This is a genomic window from Collinsella aerofaciens (genome assembly GCF_015670745.1).
GTDB classification, from domain to species: Bacteria; Actinomycetota; Coriobacteriia; order Coriobacteriales; family Coriobacteriaceae; genus Collinsella; species Collinsella aerofaciens_T.
Genome location: NZ_JADPCH010000008.1, coordinates 44,332 through 69,585, shown reverse-complemented (window position 1 = coordinate 69,585; position 25,254 = coordinate 44,332). Strand labels below are relative to the sequence as shown.

The 25,254-nt window shown below is 59.1% G+C and carries 23 protein-coding genes; 7 read left to right on the top strand and 16 right to left on the bottom strand.

Annotated elements, in window-relative coordinates; genetic code table 11:
• Positions 1 to 133: 133 nt before the first annotated feature.
• Positions 134 to 319: a hypothetical protein gene (locus tag I4W07_RS04370; RefSeq protein WP_196025740.1), complete on the bottom strand. Its 186-nt coding sequence runs from the start codon at positions 317 to 319 to the stop codon at positions 134 to 136.
• 308 nt (positions 320 to 627) lie between these two features.
• Between I4W07_RS04370 and I4W07_RS04365 the strand changes: the two genes are divergently transcribed.
• Positions 628 to 1,767, top strand: coding sequence for a DUF389 domain-containing protein (locus tag I4W07_RS04365; RefSeq protein ID WP_196025739.1), 1,140 nt, complete (start codon positions 628 to 630; stop codon positions 1,765 to 1,767).
• Positions 1,768 to 1,894: 127 nt separating this feature from the next.
• On the opposite strand, the gene I4W07_RS04360 is transcribed toward I4W07_RS04365, so the two are convergent.
• From I4W07_RS04360 to I4W07_RS04315, 11 genes are all read right to left on the bottom strand, one after another.
• On the bottom strand, positions 1,895 to 2,344 hold the full coding sequence (locus I4W07_RS04360; protein ID WP_196025738.1) for a hypothetical protein: 450 nt from the start codon (positions 2,342 to 2,344) through the stop codon (positions 1,895 to 1,897).
• A 496-nt stretch (positions 2,345 to 2,840) separates the two neighbouring features.
• Positions 2,841 to 7,622 carry a 2-hydroxyacyl-CoA dehydratase gene (locus tag I4W07_RS04355; RefSeq protein WP_196025737.1) on the bottom strand — a complete coding sequence of 1,594 codons (4,782 nt, stop codon included), beginning with the start codon at positions 7,620 to 7,622 and terminating at the stop codon, positions 2,841 to 2,843.
• Between the two features lie 11 nt (positions 7,623 to 7,633).
• A complete protein-coding gene (locus I4W07_RS04350) occupies positions 7,634 to 8,344 on the bottom strand; it encodes a TetR/AcrR family transcriptional regulator (RefSeq protein WP_196025736.1) in 711 nt (236 codons plus the stop codon).
• Between the two features lie 275 nt (positions 8,345 to 8,619).
• Positions 8,620 to 8,745, bottom strand: a complete 126-nt coding sequence (locus tag I4W07_RS09235) for a hypothetical protein (protein ID WP_022094649.1) — start codon at positions 8,743 to 8,745, stop codon at positions 8,620 to 8,622.
• Positions 8,746 to 8,901: 156 nt separating this feature from the next.
• The gene (locus I4W07_RS04345) at positions 8,902 to 9,759 is read right to left on the bottom strand and encodes an HAD family hydrolase (protein WP_196025735.1); all 858 of its coding nucleotides are present in this window, start codon (positions 9,757 to 9,759) and stop codon (positions 8,902 to 8,904) included.
• 114 nt (positions 9,760 to 9,873) lie between these two features.
• The gene (locus tag I4W07_RS04340) at positions 9,874 to 11,127 is read right to left on the bottom strand and encodes an MFS transporter (protein WP_268865712.1); all 1,254 of its coding nucleotides are present in this window, start codon (positions 11,125 to 11,127) and stop codon (positions 9,874 to 9,876) included.
• Between the two features lie 110 nt (positions 11,128 to 11,237).
• Positions 11,238 to 11,900 carry a TetR/AcrR family transcriptional regulator gene (locus tag I4W07_RS04335; protein ID WP_196025733.1) on the bottom strand — a complete coding sequence of 221 codons (663 nt, stop codon included), beginning with the start codon at positions 11,898 to 11,900 and terminating at the stop codon, positions 11,238 to 11,240.
• Between the two features lie 74 nt (positions 11,901 to 11,974).
• Entirely contained in the window at positions 11,975 to 12,313 is a 339-nt protein-coding gene (locus I4W07_RS04330; protein ID WP_196025732.1) for a P-II family nitrogen regulator, read from the bottom strand.
• Positions 12,314 to 12,459: 146 nt separating this feature from the next.
• Entirely contained in the window at positions 12,460 to 13,737 is a 1,278-nt protein-coding gene (locus tag I4W07_RS04325) for an ammonium transporter (protein WP_196025731.1), read from the bottom strand.
• Between the two features lie 198 nt (positions 13,738 to 13,935).
• Positions 13,936 to 14,955: a putative ABC transporter permease gene (locus tag I4W07_RS04320; RefSeq protein ID WP_271739750.1), complete on the bottom strand. Its 1,020-nt coding sequence runs from the start codon at positions 14,953 to 14,955 to the stop codon at positions 13,936 to 13,938.
• Positions 14,956 to 14,958: 3 nt separating this feature from the next.
• Positions 14,959 to 15,495, bottom strand: a complete 537-nt coding sequence (locus I4W07_RS04315; protein ID WP_196025730.1) for an HD domain-containing protein — start codon at positions 15,493 to 15,495, stop codon at positions 14,959 to 14,961.
• 228 nt (positions 15,496 to 15,723) lie between these two features.
• On the opposite strand from I4W07_RS04315, the gene I4W07_RS04310 reads away from it, so the two are divergent.
• From I4W07_RS04310 to I4W07_RS04285, 6 genes are all read left to right on the top strand, one after another.
• Positions 15,724 to 17,505 carry a 1-deoxy-D-xylulose-5-phosphate synthase gene (locus tag I4W07_RS04310; protein WP_196025729.1) on the top strand — a complete coding sequence of 594 codons (1,782 nt, stop codon included), beginning with the start codon at positions 15,724 to 15,726 and terminating at the stop codon, positions 17,503 to 17,505.
• Positions 17,506 to 17,962: 457 nt separating this feature from the next.
• Entirely contained in the window at positions 17,963 to 18,958 is a 996-nt protein-coding gene (locus I4W07_RS04305; protein ID WP_196025728.1) for a glutamate ABC transporter substrate-binding protein, read from the top strand.
• A 138-nt stretch (positions 18,959 to 19,096) separates the two neighbouring features.
• On the top strand, positions 19,097 to 19,756 hold the full coding sequence (locus I4W07_RS04300) for an amino acid ABC transporter permease (RefSeq protein ID WP_196025727.1): 660 nt from the start codon (positions 19,097 to 19,099) through the stop codon (positions 19,754 to 19,756).
• A complete protein-coding gene (locus I4W07_RS04295) occupies positions 19,753 to 20,586 on the top strand; it encodes an amino acid ABC transporter permease (RefSeq protein ID WP_196025726.1) in 834 nt (277 codons plus the stop codon). Before I4W07_RS04300 ends, I4W07_RS04295 begins: the two co-directional genes overlap by 4 nt.
• A gap of 36 nt (positions 20,587 to 20,622) precedes the next feature.
• On the top strand, positions 20,623 to 21,387 hold the full coding sequence (locus I4W07_RS04290) for an amino acid ABC transporter ATP-binding protein (RefSeq protein ID WP_196025725.1): 765 nt from the start codon (positions 20,623 to 20,625) through the stop codon (positions 21,385 to 21,387).
• An 87-nt stretch (positions 21,388 to 21,474) separates the two neighbouring features.
• Positions 21,475 to 22,284 (top strand): gamma-glutamyl-gamma-aminobutyrate hydrolase family protein, encoded by an 810-nt coding sequence (locus tag I4W07_RS04285; protein WP_196025724.1) that lies wholly within the window; start codon positions 21,475 to 21,477, stop codon positions 22,282 to 22,284.
• A 107-nt stretch (positions 22,285 to 22,391) separates the two neighbouring features.
• Here I4W07_RS04285 and I4W07_RS04280 read toward each other — a convergent pair whose 3' ends face one another.
• The 4 genes from I4W07_RS04280 to I4W07_RS04265 form a co-directional block, all read right to left on the bottom strand.
• Positions 22,392 to 23,210 carry a hypothetical protein gene (locus I4W07_RS04280; protein WP_196025723.1) on the bottom strand — a complete coding sequence of 273 codons (819 nt, stop codon included), beginning with the start codon at positions 23,208 to 23,210 and terminating at the stop codon, positions 22,392 to 22,394.
• Entirely contained in the window at positions 23,194 to 24,015 is an 822-nt protein-coding gene (locus tag I4W07_RS04275) for a hypothetical protein (RefSeq protein WP_196025722.1), read from the bottom strand. The genes I4W07_RS04280 and I4W07_RS04275 overlap by 17 nt, the downstream gene beginning before the upstream one ends.
• On the bottom strand, positions 24,012 to 24,773 hold the full coding sequence (locus I4W07_RS04270) for an ABC transporter ATP-binding protein (protein ID WP_196025721.1): 762 nt from the start codon (positions 24,771 to 24,773) through the stop codon (positions 24,012 to 24,014). The genes I4W07_RS04275 and I4W07_RS04270 overlap by 4 nt, the downstream gene beginning before the upstream one ends.
• A 144-nt stretch (positions 24,774 to 24,917) precedes the next feature.
• Positions 24,918 to 25,247, bottom strand: a complete 330-nt coding sequence (locus I4W07_RS04265) for a helix-turn-helix domain-containing protein (protein WP_195363767.1) — start codon at positions 25,245 to 25,247, stop codon at positions 24,918 to 24,920.
• Positions 25,248 to 25,254: the final 7 nt, after the last annotated feature.

The following is a 25,254-nucleotide window of genomic DNA, read 5'->3' as shown; positions in this document are numbered from 1 at the left end:
CGCGTCGGCCTTCTTCTGGGCGGCATCGTAGGCGGCCCGAGCGTCCTTGAGCTGCTTTGCCGACTCCTCGGCCAGCTGGGCAGCCGTCTTTACGACCGCTTGGTTACCGGCGGCAACGGTATTCTCTACAGAACTACCCCCCCCCCTGAACAGAATCGCCGTTACCGGTTGACGGTGCGGCGATTGCCGCCAGCGGCGACATGAGCGGCTGAGCGATGAGGCCCGCCGTCAAAACGGTTGCGACGGCGCGGTTGGCAACGCCCTTGACGTTGACGGCCTTGGCCCGAGGCTCAAAGTGTTGTGGACTGTAGTTTGCCATGGCTTTCTCCCTTTGACACGGATGTATCCATACGTATCAAACGGTAGCTGTCGATTTTTGAATTCTGTTGCGCAACATTGGTCACCAGCGAATTTTTTGAAATTCGCGCTCTCGTGCTTCACAATTTCGTCACATATGTAGGAACTGGTGCATCGTATTCTTGCAGGATCGAATTGAGCCTATGATTTGCATTTGCTCCCGCGTCATCCGCCCTATCGGATTCCGCATCGAGCAGGCACCCCGCCCGCCGCGGTGTAGAGTATGGGCGACGGGCGAGATATGCGGGCCCGTGTCAGAACGAGGTGAACATGGAACTCGATAGACAACAGCTCAAGCGACTGCGTGAACGCCATCACCGGCGCCATGGCATCCGCCCTGCCCATAGTGAGGCTGCCGAACAGGCTGGTCGCTTTTTAAAGCGCGCGTTCAACATTCGCGAGGGACGCGCGCCCTATCACGTGATCCGCAAGCGTTTTGTAAACGGGGCACGCCTGACCGGCTCTCACCTGTGCATCCTCATCATCGCCATGCTGATCGCAAGCATCGGCCTCGATATCGACTCGGACATCGCCATCGTGGGCGCCATGCTCATCTGCCCGCTCATGGGCTCGGTTCTTGCCATGGCATACGGCATTGCCACGCTCGACCGCGAGATCACCGTCGAGGCCATTGCCAGCCTCGCACTGCAGATGGTCTTTTGCCTGGTCACGTCCACGCTGTATTTTAAGCTCTCGCCCCTTGGCACCACCACGGCCGCCATCATCGACAACTCGACACCCACCATATGGGACCTTGCCGTCGCGCTCGCGGGCGGCTTTGCGGGCGGGCTGGGCAACTCGCGCGACCAGGAACCCGCCACGCTCATCGCCGGCGTGGCCGTAGCGACCGCGCTCATGCCGCCCCTGTGCGCGGCGGGCTACGGCATCGCCATCGCAAGCGGGTCGCTGTTTCTCTCGGCGCTCTACGAGTTTGGCATCAACGTAATCTTTATCGCACTCGCGGCCGAAGCCGTGCTGCTTCTTCTGCGCGTGCCGCTCAAGCGCGACCTTAACGGCGACGGCATTGTGACCGCTGAGGAAGACGCCGAGGTCAACGAGCTGTCACGCAAGGTGCGCCGCCGCATCATTGTGGGCACGATGATCTTTACCATCCCCTGCATCGTCATGACCGCGGGCTCCATTGGCTCGGCGCAGGCCGGCATGCAGGACGGCTACGGCGTCACCGAAACCACGCGCGAGCTCGCCGCGGTGCTGCCGGGCTTTAAGGATTACACCGTTGCCGTCGAGACCTCGACCACCGAAGGCGACGAGGAGGGCATCGTCGAGCGCGAAATTGTCGCCCATGTGACGACAAGCGAGGCGCTTGGGGCACACGACCGTCACGTCGCCCGCAAGCTCATTGACCTCAACGTGCCCGAACTCGATCGCGTGGAGTTTGATGTGGAGTAATGCGGAGCATGGGATGGCTCCCGCGCACAGGCGCAAGTCGCGGCGAGGCTCAGACGCGACGCAGGCACATGCAAAAAGCGGGACGTAGTTCACGTCCGCGCCCCGCTCGCTGTTTTATTGCCGTGAATCAGACGTCCGCATCGACATCGCCAGACTCCACCGTAAACGCCGGATCGGTGCTCACAAGATAAAATCGGGTCACTTTGCTATCTCTAAATAGATAGAGCTGGCCCTGCTCGCGTCGGCGTGACGTATACGCCACGTGAACCGTACCGAATTCTTCGCCGTTTTCCTTCTTTAATATCAGGATGTTGGGGTCATCCGTACGCTTAAACTGCCCGTCTACGCAGCTGCCGTCTTTGTCGACCAGTTGCCACCGATGGTTATCCTCTTCAAGAAAGGCCAGGGTTTCCAGACTCGTCTTGTCGTCCCGATAGTAACCGTCAATGGCAAACCCTTCGGAAGCGCATTCCTGCATATAGGACGTTTCTCGACTTATAGCAAACAGCCCTGTAGCGCCCAGGAGCACAGCCAGGCAGACCACTGCAAGGGTTATCGAAATAGCACGGCGACCCATGTTAGCCCAACCGATAGTTGTTTAACGGAGCGTGAAACATACCTGGAACCTCCGATATCAGGGGGAACGTCGCCAGCAGGCTGGCGACAACTATATGTTTCTGACATCAAACCATATGGCTGCCACTCGCGGAGGGGGCATCGGCGAACGGCGTGTTTTCATACTCCATTGGTCAAACCTAAGCGCAACGCTACAGCTCGTACTTGTACACGCGGTAGATGTACTTTTCGGCTTCCATCTCGTAGGTGGCGATGGGTAGACCGTAGCGGTCGTCTCGTCGTTTGGCAGATAGGTCACGCTGTGCCGGCCTGCATTGAGCGAGAAATCGCCCTGGGCCTGCAATAACTTGTCTTCAAAGCCCGAGCCGGCCCAGAAATCGGGCAAGCCCACGGAAGGCTGTAGCAAGGTCATTTGCGCAACATATGTCCAGCAAAAACGGGTGGTAGCCGGTACGGCCACCACCCGTTTGTCTCATATCTAGCCCATAGCAGGCAAGCTACTTCTTAATGCCGCGTCCCAGGCGCTCAGCGACCGACGCCACAGCACTCTCATCGACCGAGCCGCAGCTCACGCAGCCATCATGGGCACGCATCTGGCCGGTGACCTCATCCATCGCGAGCGGCGCTACCTTCTCGAGCTTAAAGCCCTTGCCGGCGCGCATGTTTTCCTTGGCCACGCTAATCATGAGCTTAATGCGGTTGAGCTGGTTGACCTCGGATGCACCGGGGTCGTAGTCCACCGCGACGATGTTGCTCTCGGGATGTTGGCGGCGCAGCTCCTTGATCACGGCCTTGCCCACCACATGGTTGGGCAGGCACGCGAAGGGCTGCGTGCAGATGATGTTGGGCGCACCGTGATCGATCAGGTCGAGCATCTCGGCCGTGAGCAGCCAGCCTTCGCCCATGTTGTTGCACACCGAAAGCACCGTGCGGGCCTTGTCGGCCATGGTGCCGATGCGCTCGGGTGCCTCGAAGCGGCGGGACTTTTCGAGCATCTCCTCCACCGGCGTACGCATCCAGTCCACGAGCTTGATGAGCGCCTGCATACCAGCGCGCGTAGTGGCAGAGCTTCCCAGCTCGTCCTTCTGCAGCTCGGCGTTGCTCATGGAGTACAGGAAGAAGTCGAGCAGGCCCGGCACCACGGCCTCACAGCCCTCGCGCTCGATAACGTCGACCACGTGGTTGTTGGCCGTGGGATGGAACTTGACCAGGATCTCGCCGACCACGCCCACGCGCGGCTTGGTGCCCTCGCCCGCAAGCGGCATGGTGTCGAACGCGCGGATGGCCTCGCGGCACAGCTTGGTGTAGTTGTGGCGGTTGAACTTGGGCGCCAGTTTGCGGGCGCGCGCCATGTACTCCTCGTAGAGCGCGTTGGCGGCGCCGGGCGTGGCCTCGTACGGGCGGCAGCGGTAGAGCATCTGCATCATCACGTCGCCAAAGAGCACCGCGTAGACCGCCTGCTTGAGCAGCGCCGGCGTAATCTTAAAGCCAGGGTTGTCCTCGCCGAGCGCCACGGCCGAAAGCGAGATCACCGGGATCTCGGGGTGGCCGCTCTCGCGCAGGGCCTTGCGAATGAGCGCGATGTAGTTGGTGGCACGGCAGCCACCGCCGGTCTGGCTGATAACCACGGCCGTCTTAGACAGGTCGTACCGACCGCTCTCGATGGCCTCCATGATCTGGCCCGTCACCAGGATCGACGGATAGCAGATGTCATTGTTCACATAGCGCAGACCGGCCTCGACGGCATCGTGATCAGTCGAGGGCAGCAGCTCCAGGTTGTAGCCGGCACCACGGAACACCTCTTTGACCAGATCAAAGTGGATCGGCGCCATCTGCGGGCACAGGATGGTATAGCCCTCCTCGCGCATCTGCTCGGTGAAGGGTACCTTGGGCCACGCGGTCGACGCGCTCTCACGCTGGGCCTCAAACGTGTACTTGCGGCTCGCGAACGCGGGGGCATCCGTGGAGGGCGCCACCGGCGCGGCGTCGCCCTGCTCGTAGGCCTCGCCCGCGGCCGTGGCCTCGGCCAAGCGCTCGGCCTCCTGGTCCTTGAGCGCTGCCATGAGCGAGCGGATGCGGATGCGCGCGGCGCCCAGGTTGGACACCTCGTCGATCTTGAGCACGGTGTAGATCTTGCCGCTGGCCTCCAGAATCTCCTGCACCTGGTCGGTGGTCAGAGCGTCCAGGCCGCAGCCGAAAGAGTTGAGCTGGATCAGGTCCAGGTCGTTGCGCATCGTCACAAAACGGGCGACGGCATACAGGCGGCTGTGGTACATCCACTGGTCGACGACGCGAATCGGACGCTCGGGCTTCACCAGGTGCGCAAGCGAATCCTCGGTAAAGACCGCGAAGCCAAAGCTCGAGATAAGCTCGGGTAGGGCATGGTTGATCTCGGGGTCGTTATGGTAGGGACGGCCGGCGAGTACGATACCGTGGCCGCCGTGATCCTCGACCCACTTAAGGGCCTCCTCGCCCATGGTCTGGATGTCCTCGTGGAAGCGCGCATCGGCCTCAAAGGCAGCGTTGACAGCGGCATCGACCTCGGAGCGCGTGATCTTGGGACCGCGCACGCGACCGCGACCGGCCTCAGCATCGGCCACGCGGTCGACGGCGAGCACCTGGTACAGGCGGCGCTTGAGCTCGGTCTTGTCGTGATACGGCACAAACGGATACAGGAACTCGATGTTCTGCTCGCGGATCTCGTCGATGTTGAGTGCCAACGCCGTGGGGTAGCTCATGACGATGGGGCAGTTATAGCAGTTACCGGCGGTCGGATCCTCCTTGCGCTCCCAGCGCACGCACGGCATCCAGATAAAGTCGACGTCACGGTCGATAAGGTTCATCACGTGGCCGTGGCTCATCTTGGCCGGATAGCACACGCTCTCGGACGGCATGGACTCGATGCCCGCCTGGTAGGTCTTTTTGCTCGACTGGTCGGACAGCTGCACGCTAAAGCCCAGGCGCGTAAAGAACGCATGCCAGAAGGGGTAGTTCTCGTACATGTTGAGTGCGCGCGGGATGCCGACGGTGCCGCGCGGGGCCTCGTCGGGGCTCAGCACCTCGCGGTTAAACAGCAGATCGTTTTTCTTTTTGAAGAGGTTGGGGGCCTCGGTCTTCTGCTTTTTGTGGCCGGCGCCCTTCTCGCAGCGGTTGCCGGTGATAAAGCGCCTGCCGCCGCCAAAGTCGTTGACGGTGAGCTGGCAGTTGTTGGAGCAACGGCCGCAGCGGACATGCTTTTGCGTCACGGTGAGGTGCGCGATGTCCTCGGCTGAAAGGATGGTCGAGGTGCCATCGGCGCCGGCGCGATCGCGAGCGAGCAGGGCCGCACCATAGGCTCCCATGCAGCCGGCGATGTCGGGACGCACGGCATGAACGCCGGTGAGCTGCTCAAATGCGCGAAGCGTGGCGTCGGACATAAAGGTGCCGCCCTGGACGATCACCTGGCTGCCGATCTCCTTGGGGTCGCGCAGCTTAATGACCTTGAACAGGGCATTCTTGATGACGGAATAGGACAGGCCGGCCGCGATGTCGCCCACCGTGGCGCCTTCCTTTTGCGCCTGCTTGACGCGCGAGTTCATAAAGACCGTGCAGCGGCTACCCAGGTCGACGGGGGCCTTGGCATGGATAGCGGCATCGGCGAACGCGCGCACGTCCATGTTCATAGAGACGGCAAAACTCTCGATAAAGCTGCCGCAGCCCGACGAGCAGGCCTCGTTGAGCATGATGTGCTCGATAACACCGTCCTTGACGCGCAGGCACTTCATGTCCTGACCGCCGATGTCCAGGATGAACTCGACGCCGGGCAGGAATGCCTTGGCGCCGCGCAGGTGCGCGACGGTCTCAATCTCGCCGGAGTCGGCCTTGAGGGCCTCGATGAGCAGCGCCTCGCCGTAGCCCGTGGTGGTCACGTGGCCGATGGTGCAGCCGGCGGGGATGTGGTTGTAGAAATCGGCCATGATGACCTTGGCCGTGCCAAGGATGTCGCCGTTGTTGTTACCGTACCAGGTGTGCAGCAGCTGGCCGTCCTCGCCCACGAGCGCGGCCTTCATGGTGGTGGAACCGGCGTCGATGCCAATGAACACGCGGCCGGTGTAGCCGTCGAGCTTGCCCTTGGGAACGACTTCCTGGTCGTGGCGGGTCTTGAACTCGGCAAAGTCCTCGTCGGTGGCAAAGAGCGGGTCCAGACGCTCGACCTCGGCACCCTGTGTGTCACCCAGGGCATCGATAGCCTCGATGAGCTGCGGGAACGTGCTGAGCTTGTTGGACTCATGCGCCATGGCGGCGCCGCTCGCCACAAACAGGTGGGCGTTTTGGGGCACAATGCGGTGCTCCTCGTCCAGGTTGAGCGTGAGGTAGAAGCGATGGCGCAGCTCGGAGAGATACTGCAGCGGGCCGCCCAAGAAGGCGACGTTACCGCGGATGGGACGGCCGCACGCCAGGCCCGAGATGGTCTGGGTCACGACGGCCTGGAAGATGGAAGCGGCGACGTCCTCGGGACGGGCGCCTTCGTTGAGCAGCGGCTGCACGTCGGTCTTGGCAAAAACGCCGCAGCGGCTGGCGATGGGATAGATGGTGGTGGCGTTGGCCGCGAGTTCGTTAAGGCCGCTGGCGTCGGTGTGCAGCAGAGTGGCCATCTGGTCGATGAAGGCGCCCGTGCCGCCGGCGCAGGTGCCGTTCATGCGCTGCTCGATGCCGTTGTCGAAGTAGATGATCTTGGCGTCCTCGCCGCCCAACTCGATGGCGACATCGGTGGCCGGGATGAGGGTCTCGACGGCGCGCTTGCTGGCGATGACCTCCTGGACAAACTCCAGGTCGAGCCACTGGGACAGCAGCAGGCCACCCGAGCCGGTAATGGCGCAGGTCATTTGGGCCGTCGGCAACACGGTCGCGGCGCCTTCGAACAAGTCGCGGGCACAGGCGCGGACATCGGTGTGATGGCGCTGGTACTTGGCGTAGACAATCTGGTTGTCGTCGTTGAGCACAGCGAGCTTAACGGTGGTAGAGCCCACGTCGATGCCCAGGTGCAGGTTGCCACGGGCGTTCTCGGGGTTGAAGATCGCGCCTTCGGGGGCGTGGGCGGCGGTGACGGCTACGGGGGCGGCGGCGGGCTCGCTGGCGGCGGACGTCTCCCCTGCCGCGTTCTTGGCATCGGCAACTGCCTCGGCAACTTTTTCGGCAGCCGCGGTCGCGGCCTTCTGCGCGGCATCCACCACGGCGGGTGCAGCCTCACGCGCGGCAGCGACCATACGGTCCTTGATGCCCTCGACGAGTTTGCTCATTGTCTCTCCTCTTAGTTGTTTGACTCGACAGCTGCGGCGGTGTCGGCCGCGTCCTCGAGCTGTAGGTTCAATAGCTTCATGCCGTATTCCGGCACGTTGATATCAATGGGTTGGCCATACAGGTCACCAGGGCGCACAAAAGCGAGCACCGTCATAATGCGCGCCATGGCCTCGGGCGATTCGGTAAGCCCACGCTCAAACCAGCGCTGAATCATGCCGACCTCGGCACTCACGACGTAGGTGACGTAGTAGTCAAAGAAGGTGCCCAGCGCCAAGCCCAAAATGCCCGTCTGTGCACGCGGCACCACGGCCTCGCGTGCGGTATCGATGATTCGCTTAATGAAGGCCTGGTCGCCGCCCGGACCCAGCAGCGCACCGATTAAGTCGCGGTTGGCCGCAAGGTAGCGCAGCAACTCAACCGAACCAGGCGCCGGCTCGAGCTCATCGATGTTGTGATAGAGATCAGGCAGCTGAGCTGCGGTGATGAGCTCAATGCGCTCACGGATCTCGGCCAGCAAGCCGTCCTCGATTTGATTGATAAAGTCGGGGATATCGCGGTAGTGCGAATAGAACGTGCGGCGCGTAAGGCCAGCGCGCTCGGTGAGCGACGCGACATTAATGCGCGAAAGGTCGCCGCTTTCGGCAAGCTCGCTGGCAAGCGCCTGGCGAAGGGCGCGCTGCGAGCGAAGGGACCGGCGATCGCATTTCTCGAGCTGGGACAAACGTCCTCCTTGTTACTCAGCCTGTGCGCTATTGCACAGTGCGAGTATTATTGCACACCGTGTGTATCAACACGTAAAGGCAATATTTAGAATGTGACAAAGGGACAGTCCCTTTGTCACATTCAGCGACCGCCTAGGTTGTGCCAGTTGTGCCTGGCTTTTGAAGCGGCATTGCCAATTGTTCAAAATGTCATTCGTGGGTAGAATAGTGTCGACGGCAGCCCAAGTTCTGGAAAGCTGGGCAGCGCCGTTGTTTGCATTAGGGGGTCAACGCCTTAGCGGCGGCGACCCCTTCTGTTGCGCTTCGAACGCTGCTTGAGTGCCTCGGAAAGGCCGACAAGCGCCGTGAAGAACGAAACCAAAGCGGTCAGAAGTCTCACGAAATCAATCAAATCGGTCATGGGCATCACCTCCCATCGGATGGAGGGCGCTGCCCGGCACATGGAACTGCCGTCAACGATACCGATTCTATCAAAGCGCAGTTAGATATGCGAATGTTTGTTCGCATTTCAAGAGACCAGCATCACCTGTGACAAAGTGACTGTCCCTTTGTCACATTATTCGATGACGGTGCGGGAGTTTTGCTTGTGCATGGTGGCGAGCATGTGTTTGGGGACGGCGTGGACCATGCAGCTGCCGATGGTCGCGCTCGCGGCGGCCTTGGCGGCATCGCTTGCGTTTTTGGTCGCGTAGCTGTGGCGGAAACGCTTGAGCATGGCAATGTCGTTGCCGCCGTCGCCGTAGACCGCGACCTCGTCCTCGGCAATACCGTAGTAACCCGCCAGCCAGGCCACGCTCTCGCCCTTGTTGCACGCCACGTCCGTGATCTCGAACATCACCGGATCGAACGGCGCGTTGACCACGCGGTCCGAGCGCTCGACCAAATACGCCTTAAGGTCGCGCTCCAGCTCGGGCGAGGTCACGCGGCAGTTGATCTTGCACACATCGTGGCGCAGGATGTCACCGATCGACTGGTCGAAATATTGTTCCTCGTGATACCCGCCACGTGCACGCATGCCACGCATCACGATACGCTTGATAGGGCTGTCCTTTTTAAAGCCCGCTTGGTGCATCTCGAACGAACCGCTCGAAAACATGCCATCGGGCGTGGAGCAATCGAAGCAAATGTCCGGGAACGCCTTGAGCAGTTCCTCGGTAACCTGCGGGTCGATGGTCCAGGTCTTGAGCACCTCGCCATGACTGTCGCGCACGATGGAGCCGTTAGAGCAGCAGGCATCGAGCGCCAGACCCGTAAAGCCATGCTCGCCGACCGGCAGCGTCGAGCGCCCGGTCGCGGGAACCACATGCAAGCCAGCCTCGGTCAGCTCGCGAATGGCACGACGGATGGTCCCATCTGCCTCATGCAGGGCGTTCAGCAGCGTTCCGTCTAAGTCACTCGCAAACATCTTGATCATGGGCACGCCTCTCCTTCGTCTGCACGATATTGTAGACGAGAACGGGCGCGTCCAAACAATGGCGTCCCGGCGCGACGTGCCACTGCCTCCACAAATTCACGGTGCCCCAGTGCCTTAAGACATTCGCCATAAGCGACTTTTCAGCCGATAAAACAACGCCGTCGTCAACGTCAGCACCGCCAGCATGCCTGCGAATACAATCGCCGGTGTCCATCGATCATATGCGAGTCCGTAAACCAATTGGCCAATAGGCGTTGCACAGGAAAGCGTCATATAAACGAGTGCCAGCACTTTTCCGCAGAGTTCCTTTGGCGCTGACAGCTGAACAAATGAAACGATTTCGACCGATGTAATGCTTGCCCACGCCATGACCCATGCCGAGCCGGCCGCAAGCGCGGCAAACGCTAATTCATCAGGACCGCTCAGTAGCGTGACAATAATCGGTACGACTCCAAAACAGATCATCGCAACATATCGACATATGCCCTTGAAGGAAAAACGATGCGGCCAAATACCGACCAAACCACTGCCGACAAGACCACCTAAGCCCATAGCCACCTCAATAATCCCAACAAAGGATGACTGCATTCCGAGATGCTTTGCAACAATAACGGGAGCGCCAATCGTTAGCCCAACCAACGCAAGGTCCAAAATAGCCGCAAGCAAAATCACGGCGACCAATGATGAATTTTGCAACAGATACCGAATCGACTCCCGAAAATCGTTTCGGCATGTCGAGCAAGTCGTACTGTCCCCCGTCATTCCAGATGAGGCATTTTGCTTGAGTGCGCCCCCAAACAGCAGGGCTGACATCGCAAACGTCAACGCCGCAGTTTCGCATAGAGCATCGATACCGAAGCACCCATAGACTGCCGTCCCGACTACAGGCCCCAAGATATTACTCATCATGGTTATCTGCGAGACCAACGCAGTGGCACGCTCAACCTTTTCTTGGCCCGTCATGCGCACCGTCTCAATTTGAAGCATCGGTTTCAACAGCGATTGGATGCCATATTGGACGCAAAGCATTGCTGCCACGACAACCGCAAGAGGCAGCGAACGCTTCACGGGGATAAACAGCAGTGATGTAGCCATCAGAACAATGCCGAGTACCACAAGAACCCCGCGATGTCTTCCCCGATCCGCCAAGATCCCGCCAACCGGAGTCGCGAGCACGCCTGGTATGAACGCTATCGCCGCGACGGCGCCATATAACGTTGACGAGCCGCTGCAATCGAACAAGTAGAGCGGACACGCAAAGCACAGTGCTGACAACATTGAATACGCACACAGCTGTGCAACAAGAAGGCCAAATAGTCTGATAGATCGCACTGTTTTTGGCGCCAACGAAACGCTAATTCTTCGCATCCCAGCCATAAGCCTGCCCCCAAATACATACTGCTAGTATGTATTTAATGACTTGAAAAGGGCAGCCGTGGCTACCCTCACAAATCAATTACATACCGTTGGTATCTATATTACCACCCGGCACGGTTCCATACGTCCCAAATCTGGACCGTTGTCTGGAGCACTTCATTACCCAAATCAAGCCCCACCGCGGCCGCCATCTGCGCCAAACATTGTGCGCGAGCAAGCATTCGCTCCTTGGGCTCGAGCGGACGGAACAATGGCAGCAGCCAAAGATTCGCTAACAACGATACGGCCTCCGCTGCTTCGCGCGGGCATTCGCACGCAATGGAGCCGTCGGCGATGCCCTCCTCGATTACTGGCAAGAGATTGCCATCGGCCGACTCGTCAAACGAACCTTGATACTGCATCGCCAGCAGCCGCGAGCTTTTTACCGGATCTGCCGCAGGATGCATGCGAGCCCATAGCTCGATTTGCGGAACGACGGACTCGGGCGCATAAAGTCGTTTGAGCTTTTGAGCTCCCGTCATATTGCCAGCACCGAGTGTCGCGCGACGGTGCTCAGCAATCGGAGCCGTTGCCCGATCAAATGCGGCGTTGAAAATCTCCTCTTTGCTCTTAAAGTGATGATAGACAGCACCCTTGGTCATGCCATCGAGGCGGTCGACGATGTCTTGAATGCTCGTCCCCTCATAACCCTGCGCGCAGAATAGCTCCAGCGCCGCGTCGAGGATCTTCGCGACCGTCTCCTCGGGATATTTATTACGACCCATAATCCGTCCATCCGCAACGCAAGCCTTGTGTCTCATTGCAGCATTTTAACGTTGCGGATGGTAGACGGTCGATTCTACACCGCGGCGGGGCCGTGTTCGCCGGGGCGGATGCGGATAACTTCCTCGACCGGCTCGACCCAGATCTTGCCGTCTCCGACGGCACCGGTGCGGGCGGCGTTGCAGATGATGTCGACAATTCCGTCGACATGTTCATCGGCGCAGATGAGGGTGAACTGCACCTTAGGGATCGTGTTGACAAGCAACTCGTTGCCGCGCACGTATTCCTTCCAGCCATGCTGTGCGCCGCAACCCTGCACCTGGTTGATAGTCATGCCACGAACATCGGCAGCAAACAGCGCATCTTTAAGAACCTCAAGCTTTTCCTGGCGCACGATAGCCGTGATCTTTTTCATAATGAATTCCTCTCAATAATCAACGTATCCCTTTACATGAGACGCGGGTTTCCCAGGTGCCGCAGATTGGGTTGAAAGAGGAGCGCCGCGTACTTTTGTACGCAAGCGACGGTTTGAAACCCAAGGTGCGGTGCCTGGGGAAGCCGCTAGTCAAGTCCCGAGAAGGAGGGATATGCGCTCTCGCCGTGTTGACTCGCATCCAAGCCCAGCGCCTCGTCGGCCTCGTCCACGCGCAGGCTGCCGTGGAACAGTGCCTTGACCACCGCGGCGATCACCAAGTCGAGCACCAGTACAATAGCGACCGTCACCACAATGCCCAAAATCTGCGAGATGAGCAGCGAGACATCGCCCGTGTAGAACAGGCCGCCCTTACCGGTCCACGAGAGCTCCGGCACGCAGAACAGCCCCGTGAGCACGCCGCCCAGGATGCCGCCGATGCCGTGGCAGCCAAACGCGTCGAGCGCATCGTCGTAGCCAAATTTGGTCTTAAGATGGCTGATGGCCAGGTAGCAGATGGGAGAGACGATCAGGCCCATGACCAGCGCTGCCCACGGCTCGACAAAGCCCGCGCCGGGCGTGACCACCACAAGGCCCGCAACCAGACCGGTGCTGGCGCCCACCAGCGTGGGGCGACCGGTGTGCACGCACTCGACGGCAAGCCACGAGACCATGCCCGCCGCGCTAGCCGTCACGGTGTTGAGGATGGCGAGCGCCGCCACAGCGTCGGCCTTAAACTCGCTGCCGCCATTAAAGCCAAACCAGCCAAACCAAAGCAGGCCGGCGCCCAACGCCACAAACGGCACGTTATGTGGACGGTAGCTCACCATGCCAAAGCCACGACGACGGCCAAGCATTAAGCAGAGGATCAGGCCGGTAAGACCGGACGAAATGTGCACCACGTCGCCGCCGGCAAAGACGAGTGCGCCGATGATGTCGCCGATAAAGGAGCCATCGCCGCCCCAGACCATGTGGGCGAGCGGCGCATAGACCACGAGCAGCCAAATGCCCAGGAAGGCCGTCATGGCACCAAACTTAACGCGGCCGGCCAGGCTGCCCGTGACGATAGCGGCAGTGATCATGGCAAACGCCATCTGGAAGGCAATGTTGATGATCTGAGGGTAGGCGGCACCGTCCGCGGCATTGCCCTCGGCCGCCTGCAGCACCTGGTTGAGTACCGGCAGGCACAGCAGCTGGTCAAGGCCTCCAATAAACGGGCTGGAACCGTCGCCGCCATAGGCCAGAGACCAGCCGGCAACAATCCACAGCACACCAACCAGGCCAATGGCGCCAAAGCACATAAGCATGGTGTTGATGACATTTTTGCGCCTGGACAGGCCGCCATAGAAAAACGCCAAGCCCGGTGTCATTAAAAACACGAGCATGGTGCAGACGAGCATAAACGTTGTCGATCCCGTATCGTACATTCGCTCTCCCTTGGTCGCATGAACGTTGTCGGCGCCCATAATGCGGCCGAGGGGCAACTGGTGTAGACCAGATACGGCGTTGTTAAACGCGGCGTTGTCGAATGGAAACGGTGCCGCAATTTTGGAAACGGCGCGGCAACGGACGCGAAACGAACGGGAAATACGCGAGCAAGGAAGCCGTGAGCGCGCCCGTCCCGGCTAGCGGCGGAACAGCTCGCGGGCTCGGTCGCGGAGGTCGGTAGCTCGGATGACGCCCTCGTAGCGGTTGATGCGCAAGCGCGGGAAGGCATTGAAGAAGCGCAGGTCGCGTCGGCTGAGCGACACGCTTGGCACCGGACGGCTCATGCGCTTGCCGGCAAGGCGACGACTGAGCGACGGACGCGGCATGTTCGGCGCGGCATCGGCCACACGGCGGGCGGCAAGCGCCAGGCCGCGAGCACCATCCGCGATAAACGTCGGCATCGAAGCCTTCTCGCGCAGGGCATCGAGCGTCGCGTCGCCCAACTCCGCCAGCCACGCGTTAACGGCACGGCTGCGGATATGCGTCTGTGCCACCGAGTCGATCGCCGAATCGGGAATACGTTCGAGCATGGAGTCGGACGCATCGGCAAGCGACTCGTTGATGCGGTCGGCAAGGTCGGCGCGCACACGCTCCAACTGATCGGACAGACGCCGCCAGCTCGCCAACGAGCACACCGCGTCGACCATCATCGCGACCGCGACGATAAAGGAGGACAGCCGCACAATCAGCACCGGCAGATGACCAAGCAGCCCCAGCAATGCCGGCTCCACTAAACGGCAAATGCACAGCGCACCCAGGCCAAACGCGCATGCCCAGTACAGGCAGATACGTCCGTGCAGGTTAAACGGCAGGTGCGAATAGTCCCAAAAGCGAGCGCCCGTTGTTTTTTCCAACAGCACGCCTACGCTGTACTCAATCACGCTGCAAACGAGCGCTGCAGCGACAAACTGGCTCGAGGCATCCGGAATCCCGCGCAACAGCAGCCAGCAGGCAATGCCGCCCACACCATAGATAGGACAACACGGCCCCAGCAAAAAGCCACTGTTGGCAAATCGTCCGTGATTGAGCATGGCGCATACTGTCGATTCCCATACCCAACCGCAAAACCCGTAAAAGGCAAACGAGAGCACCAGTGCCGAGAGTGGGCAGGCGGCAAGCGTCGCGCCGTCAAACGCCATATCAATCGCGGTTTCCACCGTCTACCCTCTCCTCTTTTCACTCGATGCTTTGCTCACGCTATCGTCCGTCTCATCCTTGCGCGGCAGGCGGCCGGCGACCGTCTCACGCAGAGCACACCATTTATCCGCCAGGCACACAATCCACGCCTCGCGACACGTCGGCGGCACCGGCACCAGCGGAAACATATGCCGCACGATAATATTCCGCTCGCGCGGCGTCAGTTCAAAATCTTCCTCGGCACGCGCCAGGGCAAAAAACGGGTGGCGAAAGCCATGCAGCCGATGGCTTGGATCGGGATCGTGCCAGTCATAGAGAAAGTAATCGTGCAGCAGGGCTCCGCGCAGCAACGAAGCACGGTCGACCGAAATGCCAGCACGGCCCAAGCGCTCGGCAAAGGACAGGCTCGCCCGCGCTACCGAAGTCACATGTGCATAGACCGTCACGTCGCCATGTTGGATAAACTCGCGCGTCAGGTCCAGACGGCCCGCCTGTGCCAGTTGACGGGCAGCATGGTCTACTTCGCACGCGATGTTCTCGGCACGAACGACATCGGACATGCTGCCTCCTTCCAGCGGCTCACAGCGGCAAGCCACGGCTTGTGCACAATCGATAAAAACATCATGGAACACATCAGTATGGCATCGGACAAAACGTTTTGCCCCGCCAGTTGGCGAATTACCGCGCCGCCGTCACATATCAAACGCCAAAATGTGCGAGACTGTCTTGTGCAATTGTGTCGGCCGAGGGAGCGCCGGCGCTCGATTCGCATGGAGTAACCCACAACGATGCTGCTTACGCAAACGACAACGCCCGAGGACGTCAAGGCTCTTAATCGTGCCGAGCTCCCACAGCTCTGCGACGAGATTCGCCACGCCATCCTCGAAAGCTCCGCCGCCGTCGGCGGGCACGTTGCCCCCAACCTGGGCGTCGTTGAGCTTACGGTCGCGCTCCATCGCGTGTTTAACTCCCCTATCGACAAGATTGTCTTTGACGTTTCGCACCAGACCTACGCCCACAAGGCGCTGACTGGGCGCGCGTACACTTATATCGATCCGGAGCGCTTTGGCGAGGCCTCTGGCTTTGCCAATCCCGACGAGTCCGAGCATGACCTGTTCGCCATGGGTCACACCTCGACCTCGGTGAGCCTGGGCTGCGGCCTAGCGCACGCTCGCGACCTGGCGGGCGATGCGTACAACGTCATCACCATCATTGGCGACGGCTCGCTTTCGGGCGGCTTGGCGTTTGAGGGCTTTAACAATGCCGCCGAACTCGATAGCAACCTGATCATCATCGTCAACGATAACGACCAGTCCATTGCCGAGAACCATGGCGGCCTCTATCGCAATCTGGCCGAGCTGCGCGCCAGCAACGGCACCTGTGAGCGCAACGTTTTCCGCGCGATGGGGCTCGACTACCGCTATCTGGACGCCGGTAACGACGTGTTGGCCCTCGTCGATGCGCTGCAGGAACTGCGCAATATCGATCATCCCATCGTGCTGCACGTCTCCACCGCCAAGGGCAAGGGTTTTGAGCCGGCCCAAAACGACCCCGAGCGCTGGCATCACGTAGGCCCCTTTGACATGGCGACCGGCCGCAAGCTCTGCCCGGGCCATCCGAGCGAGCCTGCGCCGCGCACCTACGCCGACATTACGGGCGAGGCGCTCAGCGCCGCCATCGAGCGCGATCCGCAGGTCGTGGGCATCACGGCCGCCACACCCTACATCATGGGCTTTACACCCGAGCTTCGCGCTGCCGCCGGCAAACAGTTCGTCGATGTGGGCATTGCCGAGGAGCACGCCGTGACCTTTGCCACCGCGCTTGCGCGCTCGGGCGCCAAGCCAGTCTTTGGTGTGTACGGCACGTTTTTGCAGCGCGCCTACGACGAGCTGTGGCACGACCTGTGCCTCAACGACGCCCCGGCAACCATTTTGGTGTTTGGTGCGTCGATCTTTGGCACCACGTCCGAGACGCACCTTTCGTTCTTTGATATTTCCATGCTGGACGCTCTTCCCAACATGCACTACCTAGCGCCGACCTGCATGGAGGAATACCTGTCCATGCTGAGCTGGTCGCTCGACCACCGCGAGCATCCCGTGGCGATTCGTGTGCCTGGTATTGGCCTGGTAAGCCGCCCCGATTTGGCACCTGCCGAGGACACCGATTACGGCATCGCGCGCTACAACGTGGTGCGCCAAGGTCGCGACGTTGCCGTGCTCGCGCTTGGCGATTTCTTTGAGCTGGGCGAGCGCGTGGCAAACCGCTTGGCCGCCGAGTACGGCATCGAGGCCACACTCGTCAACCCGCGCTTTGCGACCGAGCTCGACCGTGAGTTCCTCGATAGCCTTGCCGCCGAGCATCGTGTTGTCGTCACCCTCGAGGACGGCATCTTGGACGGCGGCTGGGGCGAGCGCGTGGCATGTTATCTGGCATGCACGCCGTTGCGCACGCGCACCTTCGGCATCGCCAAGGGCTTCCCCGACCGCTACGACCCCAACGAACTGCTCGCACAGAACGGCATGACGGTCGAGAACATGGCCGCCGAAGCCGCAAGGCTACTGAACGAGTAAGAAAACCTCCGCAAGGGAAGCACCCCCGCGGAGGTTTTTATTTTCGCGGCGCGATTATCTCAATCTGTAACACCTAGGGCCCGAATTCCCGTCTAACTGTTACAGATCGAGACAAGACATCTTAGTCCCCGACGTTTGTCTCGATCTGTAACAGATAGAGACCTTTTGTCCGTCCAGATGTTACAGATCGAGACATTCGAATCCCCCTGAAGAGAAAATCTCAATCTGTAACAGTTACTCGGCAAAAACGGCTGCAGATGTTACAGATTGAGACAAAGCAGCAAGGCATGCCACCGCATCGGCCAGGACCACCACAAAGGTGCCTGTCCCTTTTTGGTAGGTAGAATTACCCATAAGGTAAGTATGTTTCTGAGTTATTTCGTGTTGACCCATTTGAGCGCGATGGGGTATAACTCTACTCAACCGCTAGGGATTTTATTGAGAAAGGTGTTCTACCATGAGCAAGAACCTCTCCCAGCAGGTCGTTCTCGACCGCCGCGGCTTTGTCGCCGCCACCTTCGCAACCGTCGCCGGCCTTGGTCTTGCCGGCTGCTCCGACACCAGCGCCGAGGCCGACAAGGGTTCCGCCGCCGGCTCTTCCAAGAGCTCCAATGATACCGAGGCTTCCACCACGCTCGACGCTAAGGCATTCGATAAGCTCGTCGACAATGGCCCCAAGGCCGATGACGATGCCATCGCCGCCAGCACCTGGGCCACGGCCGTTAAGGACGCCGGCGTCTTTAAGATCGGTGGCGTTCAGACCTCTACGCTTTTCTCCCTCCTCAACGAGAAAGACGGCCAGACCCGCGGCTTCGACGCCGGTATCGCACAGCTCCTGTCCAACTACATTCTGGGCGAGAACAAAGTCGAGATCACCCAGGTGACCTCGGACACGCGCGAGTCCGTCCTGCAAAACGGCCAGGTCGACGCCGTCTTTGCCACCTACACCATCACTGACGAGCGCAAGAAACTCGTCTCCTTTGCCGGTCCCTACTACTACACCCAGCAGGCTATCCTGGTGCTCGCCGATAACGACGACATCAAGAGCGTCGACGACCTGGCCGACAAGAACGTCGCCGTCCAGTCCGGCTCCAACGGCCCCGCCATCCTGGAGGAGTTCGCCCCCAAGGCCAGCCAGCAGGAGTTCAAGACCGACGAGGAGGCCCGCCAGGCACTCCAGCAGGGCCGCGTCGATGCCTACGTCATCGATAACAACATGCAGCAGAGCGCCCTGGTCCGCGAGCCCGGTAAGTACAAGATTGCCGGCAAGCCCTTCGGCAGCAAGGAGCCCTATGGCATCGGCCTGCCGCTCGATTCCGACGGCGTCGCCTTTGTCAACGACTTCCTTAAGAAGATCGAGGACGATGGCACCTGGACCGAGCTGTGGCAAATCTGCATCGGCGACCGTACGGGCGACACCAATGTTCCCGAGCTTCCCGAGATCGGCGCCTAGGCAGCGAGCCTGGTAACGGCCGCAACGAAACCATATGGAAACGCATGATGCGCTTTATTGCGGTAAACTGTTTCCTCACTGAGTTGTCGGGGCTTCCGTACACACGGGAGCCCCTTTCCTTATCGGCGGGAGGTCCGCATGAGTCTCTCCGGGCTCTGGTCACTCTATGGCCAGAACTATATCGACGCGCTGCTAGCAACCTGGGGCATGACGCTTGAGTCGTTTGCCATCGCCATGGTACTGGCCGTCGCCGTCACCGTGATGCGCGTGTCGCCGCTCAAGCCGCTGCGCGTCTTTGGCGACCTGTATGTCCAGGTCTTCCGTAACATCCCCGGCATCGCGCTGCTTATCATCGTCGTCTACGCGCTGCCGCCGCTCAAGGTTGTTCTGCCCTACCGCACCTGCGTTATCGTCGCTACGGTGCTCTTGGGTTCTGCCTTTGGTTCCGAGAACTTTATGAGCGGCATCAACACCGTCGGTGTCGGCCAGGTGGAAGCCGCCCGCTCGCTCGGCATGAGCTTTAACCGCATCCTCGCCAAGATCGTGATTCCGCAGGCGCTGCGCTCGAGCGTGCTGCCCATGACCAACCTCTTTATCGCCGTCATGCTCACCACCGCGCTCGGCAGTCAGGTACCGCTTAAACCGCAGGAGCTCACCGGCGTGGTGAGTTACATCAACACGCGCTCGCTCGGCGGCGTCGCCGCGTTCTTTATCTCGGCGCTCGGCTACCTGGGCACGGCCTTTGTGGTGAGCCACATTGGCAACTACATCGATAAGAAGGTGAGGATCCTCCGATGAGCAAGCATTCCTCCCCTGCGCTTACCATGCGCGATGCGCTCTACGAGGCCCCCGGCCCCAAGATGCGCGCCAAGATTCGCATCGGCACCGCCATCTCGCTTGTTGCCGTCGCCGTGCTCGTCGCCCTGGTACTGCAGCGCTTTTATGTGACCGGTCAGCTTTCGGTCCACTATTGGTATTTCTTTACGCACCTCACCACTTGGAAGTTCCTGCTTGCCGGCTTTGAGGGCACCGTTAAAGTCGCACTCACCGCTGGCGCCATCGCGCTGGTGCTGGGCTTAGCCCTTATGCTCGGCCGCACGAGCGACATTAAGCCGCTGTATTTGGTCTGCCGTGTGCTCACCGATTTCTTCCGCGGCGTGCCGAGCCTTCTGTTCATCTATTTCTTCTTTTTGGTGCTACCCCAGTACAAGATCGCGCTACCGTCGTTTTGGATGCTCACGCTCCCCGTCGCGCTCGCCGCAGCCGGCGTACTGGCCGAGATTTTCCGCGCCGGTGTCAACGCCGTGCCGCGCGGGCAGGTCGAGGCGGCCCAGGCGCTCGGTCTCTCCAAGGCTAAAATCACCTTTAAAATCGTGTTACCGCAGGCGATTCGGTTTATCATTCCGTCGTTGATTTCGCAGCTTGTGGTCGTAGTCAAAGACACCACCGTCTCCTACGTGGTGAGCTACCCCGACCTCATGCAAAATGCCCGCGTGCTCATTACCAACTACGACGCCCTCGTGTCGGTCTACCTGGTAATCGCGGTCATCTACATCCTCATCAACGTCGCGATCAACAAGGCCGCTGTCTATGTTTCGCACAAGACCGGCGCGACCATCATCCGCTAACGATTTACCATTTCAAGTCATAAGGAGCCGAGTACCATGGCACAGAGCACCTCTTCCACCGGCAATCAGCCGCTGATCGAGCTCAGACACGTCGATAAGCACTATGGCGACCTGCACGTCCTCAACGACATCAATCTCTCGGTCGACCGCGGCGAGGTCGTCGTTGTGATCGGTCCTTCGGGCTCGGGCAAGTCGACCATGTGCCGAACCATCAACCGCCTGGAAACCATCGACTCGGGCGAGATTCTCATCGAGGGCGAGCCCCTGCCGCAGGAAGGCAAGGATCTTGCCCGCATGCGTGCCGAGCTAGGCATGGTGTTCCAACAGTTCAACCTGTTCGCACATATGACGGTGCTGCAGAACGTCATGCTGGGGCCGGTCGACGTGCTGGGCGTGTCCAAGGAGGAGGCTCATGAGCGCGCCATGGATCTGCTGAGCCGCGTGGGCGTGGCCGAGCAGGCCGATAAGGTGCCCGCACAGCTTTCGGGCGGCCAGCAGCAGCGCGTGGCCATCGCCCGCTCGCTTGCCATGCAACCCAAGGCCATGCTTTTTGACGAGCCCACGAGTGCCCTTGACCCCGAGATGATCAACGAGGTGCTCGAGGTCATGGTCCGTCTGGCCCAGCAGGGCATGACGATGATCGTCATTACGCACGAGATGAACTTTGCCCGCCGCGTAGCCGATCGCGTCGTCTTTATGGCCGACGGCCAGATCGTGGAAACCGGCACGCCCGACGAGTTCTTCGACCACCCCCAGACCAAGCGCGCCCAGGACTTCCTCAACTCCATTAAGGGCCACTAACCAGCCACCCCGTGGGATAAATCCATTGAAAGCGTCGTCCCACGTCTCTCATGCGCCCTGTCACCTTCAGATTCGAAAGCCGCACCTATGATCGGAACCCGTACTTCATCGTCCTACACCCCGCACGTCGACGTCGCCCCCGCCGACCGCCCACTCATCCTCGTCGCACCGCGCTGGGAAGAGGCAGAGCCGTTTTTAACCGAGATGCTCTCCCCCAACGAGGAAATCGCAAGTGTCTTTGTCGATGCCATCCTTGCCGCTGGCGGCCTGCCGCTGCAGATGTCCATCACCGAGGACATTGAGGTCATCCGTCATTACGTCGATATCGCCGACGGCATCGCCATTCCCGGCGGCCCCGATGTCAATCCCAAACGCTGGGGCGATGATCGACCCTACGACCCCACCCTCTGCTGCGAGATCCGCGATAGCTTTGAGTTTAAGCTGGTCGGCGAGGTGCTTCGCGCCAAAAAGCCGCTCTTTACCACGTGCCGCGGCACACAGCTGCTCAACGTCGCTACCGACGGCACCCTGTGCATGGATGTGCCGAGCCTGGGCGCTCGCGAGGGCCGCACGCAGTGGCGCCATACCCACGTACTCAACGACCCCGTGCATCCCGTCGAGGTTGTGCAGGGCTCGCTGCTCGAACGCGCGGTTGGCGGGCACAGGCTGATCCAGACCAACTCCGCACACCACTGCTGCGTCGATCGTCTGGGTAAAAGCACGCGCTTGGTCGCCAAGGCAACCGACGGCGTTCCCGAGTGCATCGAAGTCGAAGGCCAGCCGTTCTGCCTGGGCGTGCAATGGCATCCCGAGTACACGTGGAAGACGCTCGAGACCGACTTTAACCTGTGGAAGTCGTTTGTCGAGGCAGCGGCAAAGGTTAAGCAGGCCCGCTAGTTCACGAATCACACAGGCTTAAACCTTCCATGCCAGGGGGCGGACACCAGCCACGGTACCCGCCCCCTGTATTTGGTATGCTCGGTATGATTATCCCTCACAAACAATCAAAGAAATCTCGACCGCAATCGGTCTACGGTAAAGCAAATGGTGAAAACGCTTGCTACATTGATTAGGCAGTCAATTAGAATCGAGGCGCATTGACTATTCCCCAACGGGGTCACGCCACAAATCCACATGAGCATCGAGGCTGGAAGCGGAAGCATGGAGTTGGCCCCGAGCTGTATGTAGATCGCTACAACGTTGACAAGCAGCAGTATGCCAATCGGACCGAAGCCGGATCCAAAATAGGAAACAGCAACCACGCAAGAGACCACGTATGCAAGGCAGACGACACTCGCCAGAAGAAGTCGATAGCAAAAAATATTCAGGTTGAAATACTGCTGAGCATCCAAAACGATTACGCAGTTAAGACAGTACAAAACGACACTCGACAGGATAAACGCGCCCAAAAGGGCAAAAGAAGACAGCACCACTCGCGCAACGATAGCGCACACACGCTTCCCTCCCCGAGCCTCCGACAACCCCCACGGTTCCTCAATAAAGCCCGAACTGACAAAGCGCGGCACAATGCAAGCCGCGATGAACGGAAAGAACAATGCATGAGCCAACGGGGCTACGTTGAACAGCAGACCGCGAAAAACCTCTGAATTACCAAATAGAAGGACATCCTCTGCCGATAGCCGAAGCGTCGGGTCTGGGAAAAAGCCCAAGAAACTGTTCTCACGGAGGCTACAGAACCACATCGGGAAAGAATTAAGCTGCAATACCACCATGCACGCATAAATTACCAGGATTAAGGCGTACGCCCATTTGCTCGCATGCTTCCATTCTGACTGGAGAAGTCTTTTAATCTGACGAGCCATTGAACACACCCCCAGCGCGAAAGCTCACGAGAGCGTAAATCAATACCGATAGACAGCTGGCTGCCACGCCATATCCCAGAAGCGTCAGCTGCCCCATATCGCTATACCCAAGAGCACTTCCGACTCCAAGATACGGCCCCGGAAGAAGGAAAATCCATCGCAAGGACGGTATGGGCGCCTGAAGGTAAGTTCCGTAGAGCGTCAAGCTCATGACAAATCCGATTATTATCACAGCCCCGCTAAATACAGCGCTGCTTGTAATCCGATAGATGGTTACCGTCTCCAACGCAACCGATATCACCAATACGGCGTTGATTATCATTGCGGGCAAAAATGCAGCCAGCATGCTATGCGCATAGTTTTGCCCTCCACGTGTTATCGCTATTGCAAAAAGAAGAAGGCAAAGCGCACTATATGCTGCGCCAATTATTAAAGCAGACGAAAGCACATGTGCTAGGACCCCATTAAAGCGGGTAAGACCTCTTGCTGAAGAAATTCGGTGTCCCTCTTCATAGCCACGCTCCTGTAAAATCGCCAGGCAAACGATGAGCGGAACGAACAGAGACGTGCCGGCAAAAGCACTGCGCACAAGGGACTCATCGGGTGCAGAAGGATCGATTACATTCCAGAAACCAATATCCTCCCCAAAAACGCTATTGCCAAAGGCGAGCAACGTTGTTCCGTTTTTTAGAAAGACACCGAAGAGAAGGCCGAACGCCAGAATAAGCGCAAGACCAAACTTCGCCGGAAACATCCTGTGCAAACGCATCATATCTGCCTTTATGGGATGGATCGCCCGCTTCATAGCGAGACCGCCTTCATCAAGCACCTGTAATACTCTTTTAGGGACGACGCCTCATCCCTTATGACGTCCATCGATTCCTTTTTCAGCAGTTCGCCGTCATGAATAAACACGCAACTTGTTGCAACTGATGCCAACTCATCCAAATCATGGCTAGAGATGAGCATGGTCTTACCCTGTTCTCGATTCAATCGACCGATAAGGGCCCATATACTCTCGATGCCCAGCGGGTCCAAACCGTTTGCTGGCTCATCAAAAATAAGCAGGTCAGTGTCACCCAACAAAGCCGTAGCTATATCCAGCCGCCGTTTCATTCCCAGAGAAAAACTGCTTACGCTCTTTTTCTCTTCGACGTCCAGTCCAACTAGACTCAAAACGCGAGGAACCTCACGTTTCTCATCAAGCCCCCATTCCGCACATCGGATCCGAAGATTCTCAACCGCACTGAGGGACTGGTATGCTCCGCTGGAATCTGGCACATAGCCGACACGCGTCCGCATCAGGCTAAGCTCTCTCTTTGATTTGCCTCCAAAGAGCTCCACGCTCCCCGACGATGGCTCGCAGAGGCCCAAGACGATTTTAATAAGCGTGCTTTTGCCCGCACCGTTTGCACCGACAAGGGCACAGAGCTCAGACTGATGCACCTCGAAGGAAACGTCATGCAAAACGCGCCGTTTCCCGTAGCGCTTTGACACCTTTGATAGCTTTATCGCTGATGCACTCATTGGCCTCCCGTTCTGCCTGATAGCAAAACCGCTCATATCGTTCCTTCTTTACTTTATCGTTTTTCATAGTTTTTATTGTTTTTCGATAACTCATATTTGTCAAGATAATCTAAAAGAAAGAACCCGTGTTAGACACGGGCCCCTTTACGCTGATATTTCGTTATAGTTGTTCGCTTTATGCTACTCATCGCTCAAATCTACAGCAAAGACTGATGTCGGAAGCAACGCCTCATTGCCTCCGCCGTCCCGCATCTGTCTCACGACATTTTTTGCGCGCTCAACAATAAGCTCCTCAAGCTCTTTCTCACTCACCCGCCGAATAATATCTCCCGGTTGACAATCAAGTTCATCGCAGATATCAAGAAGCGTCTTAAGGCGAATAGCTTTTATTTTTCCGTTTCTTAGCTTTGAAATATTAGCCGGGGTATGCCCCGTGGCCCGAATCAGATCAGCGCTGGTCTTTCCGGTCTTAAGTAGTTGCGTCTCAAGCTCGATGATGAGATAGCTCATGCTTCCT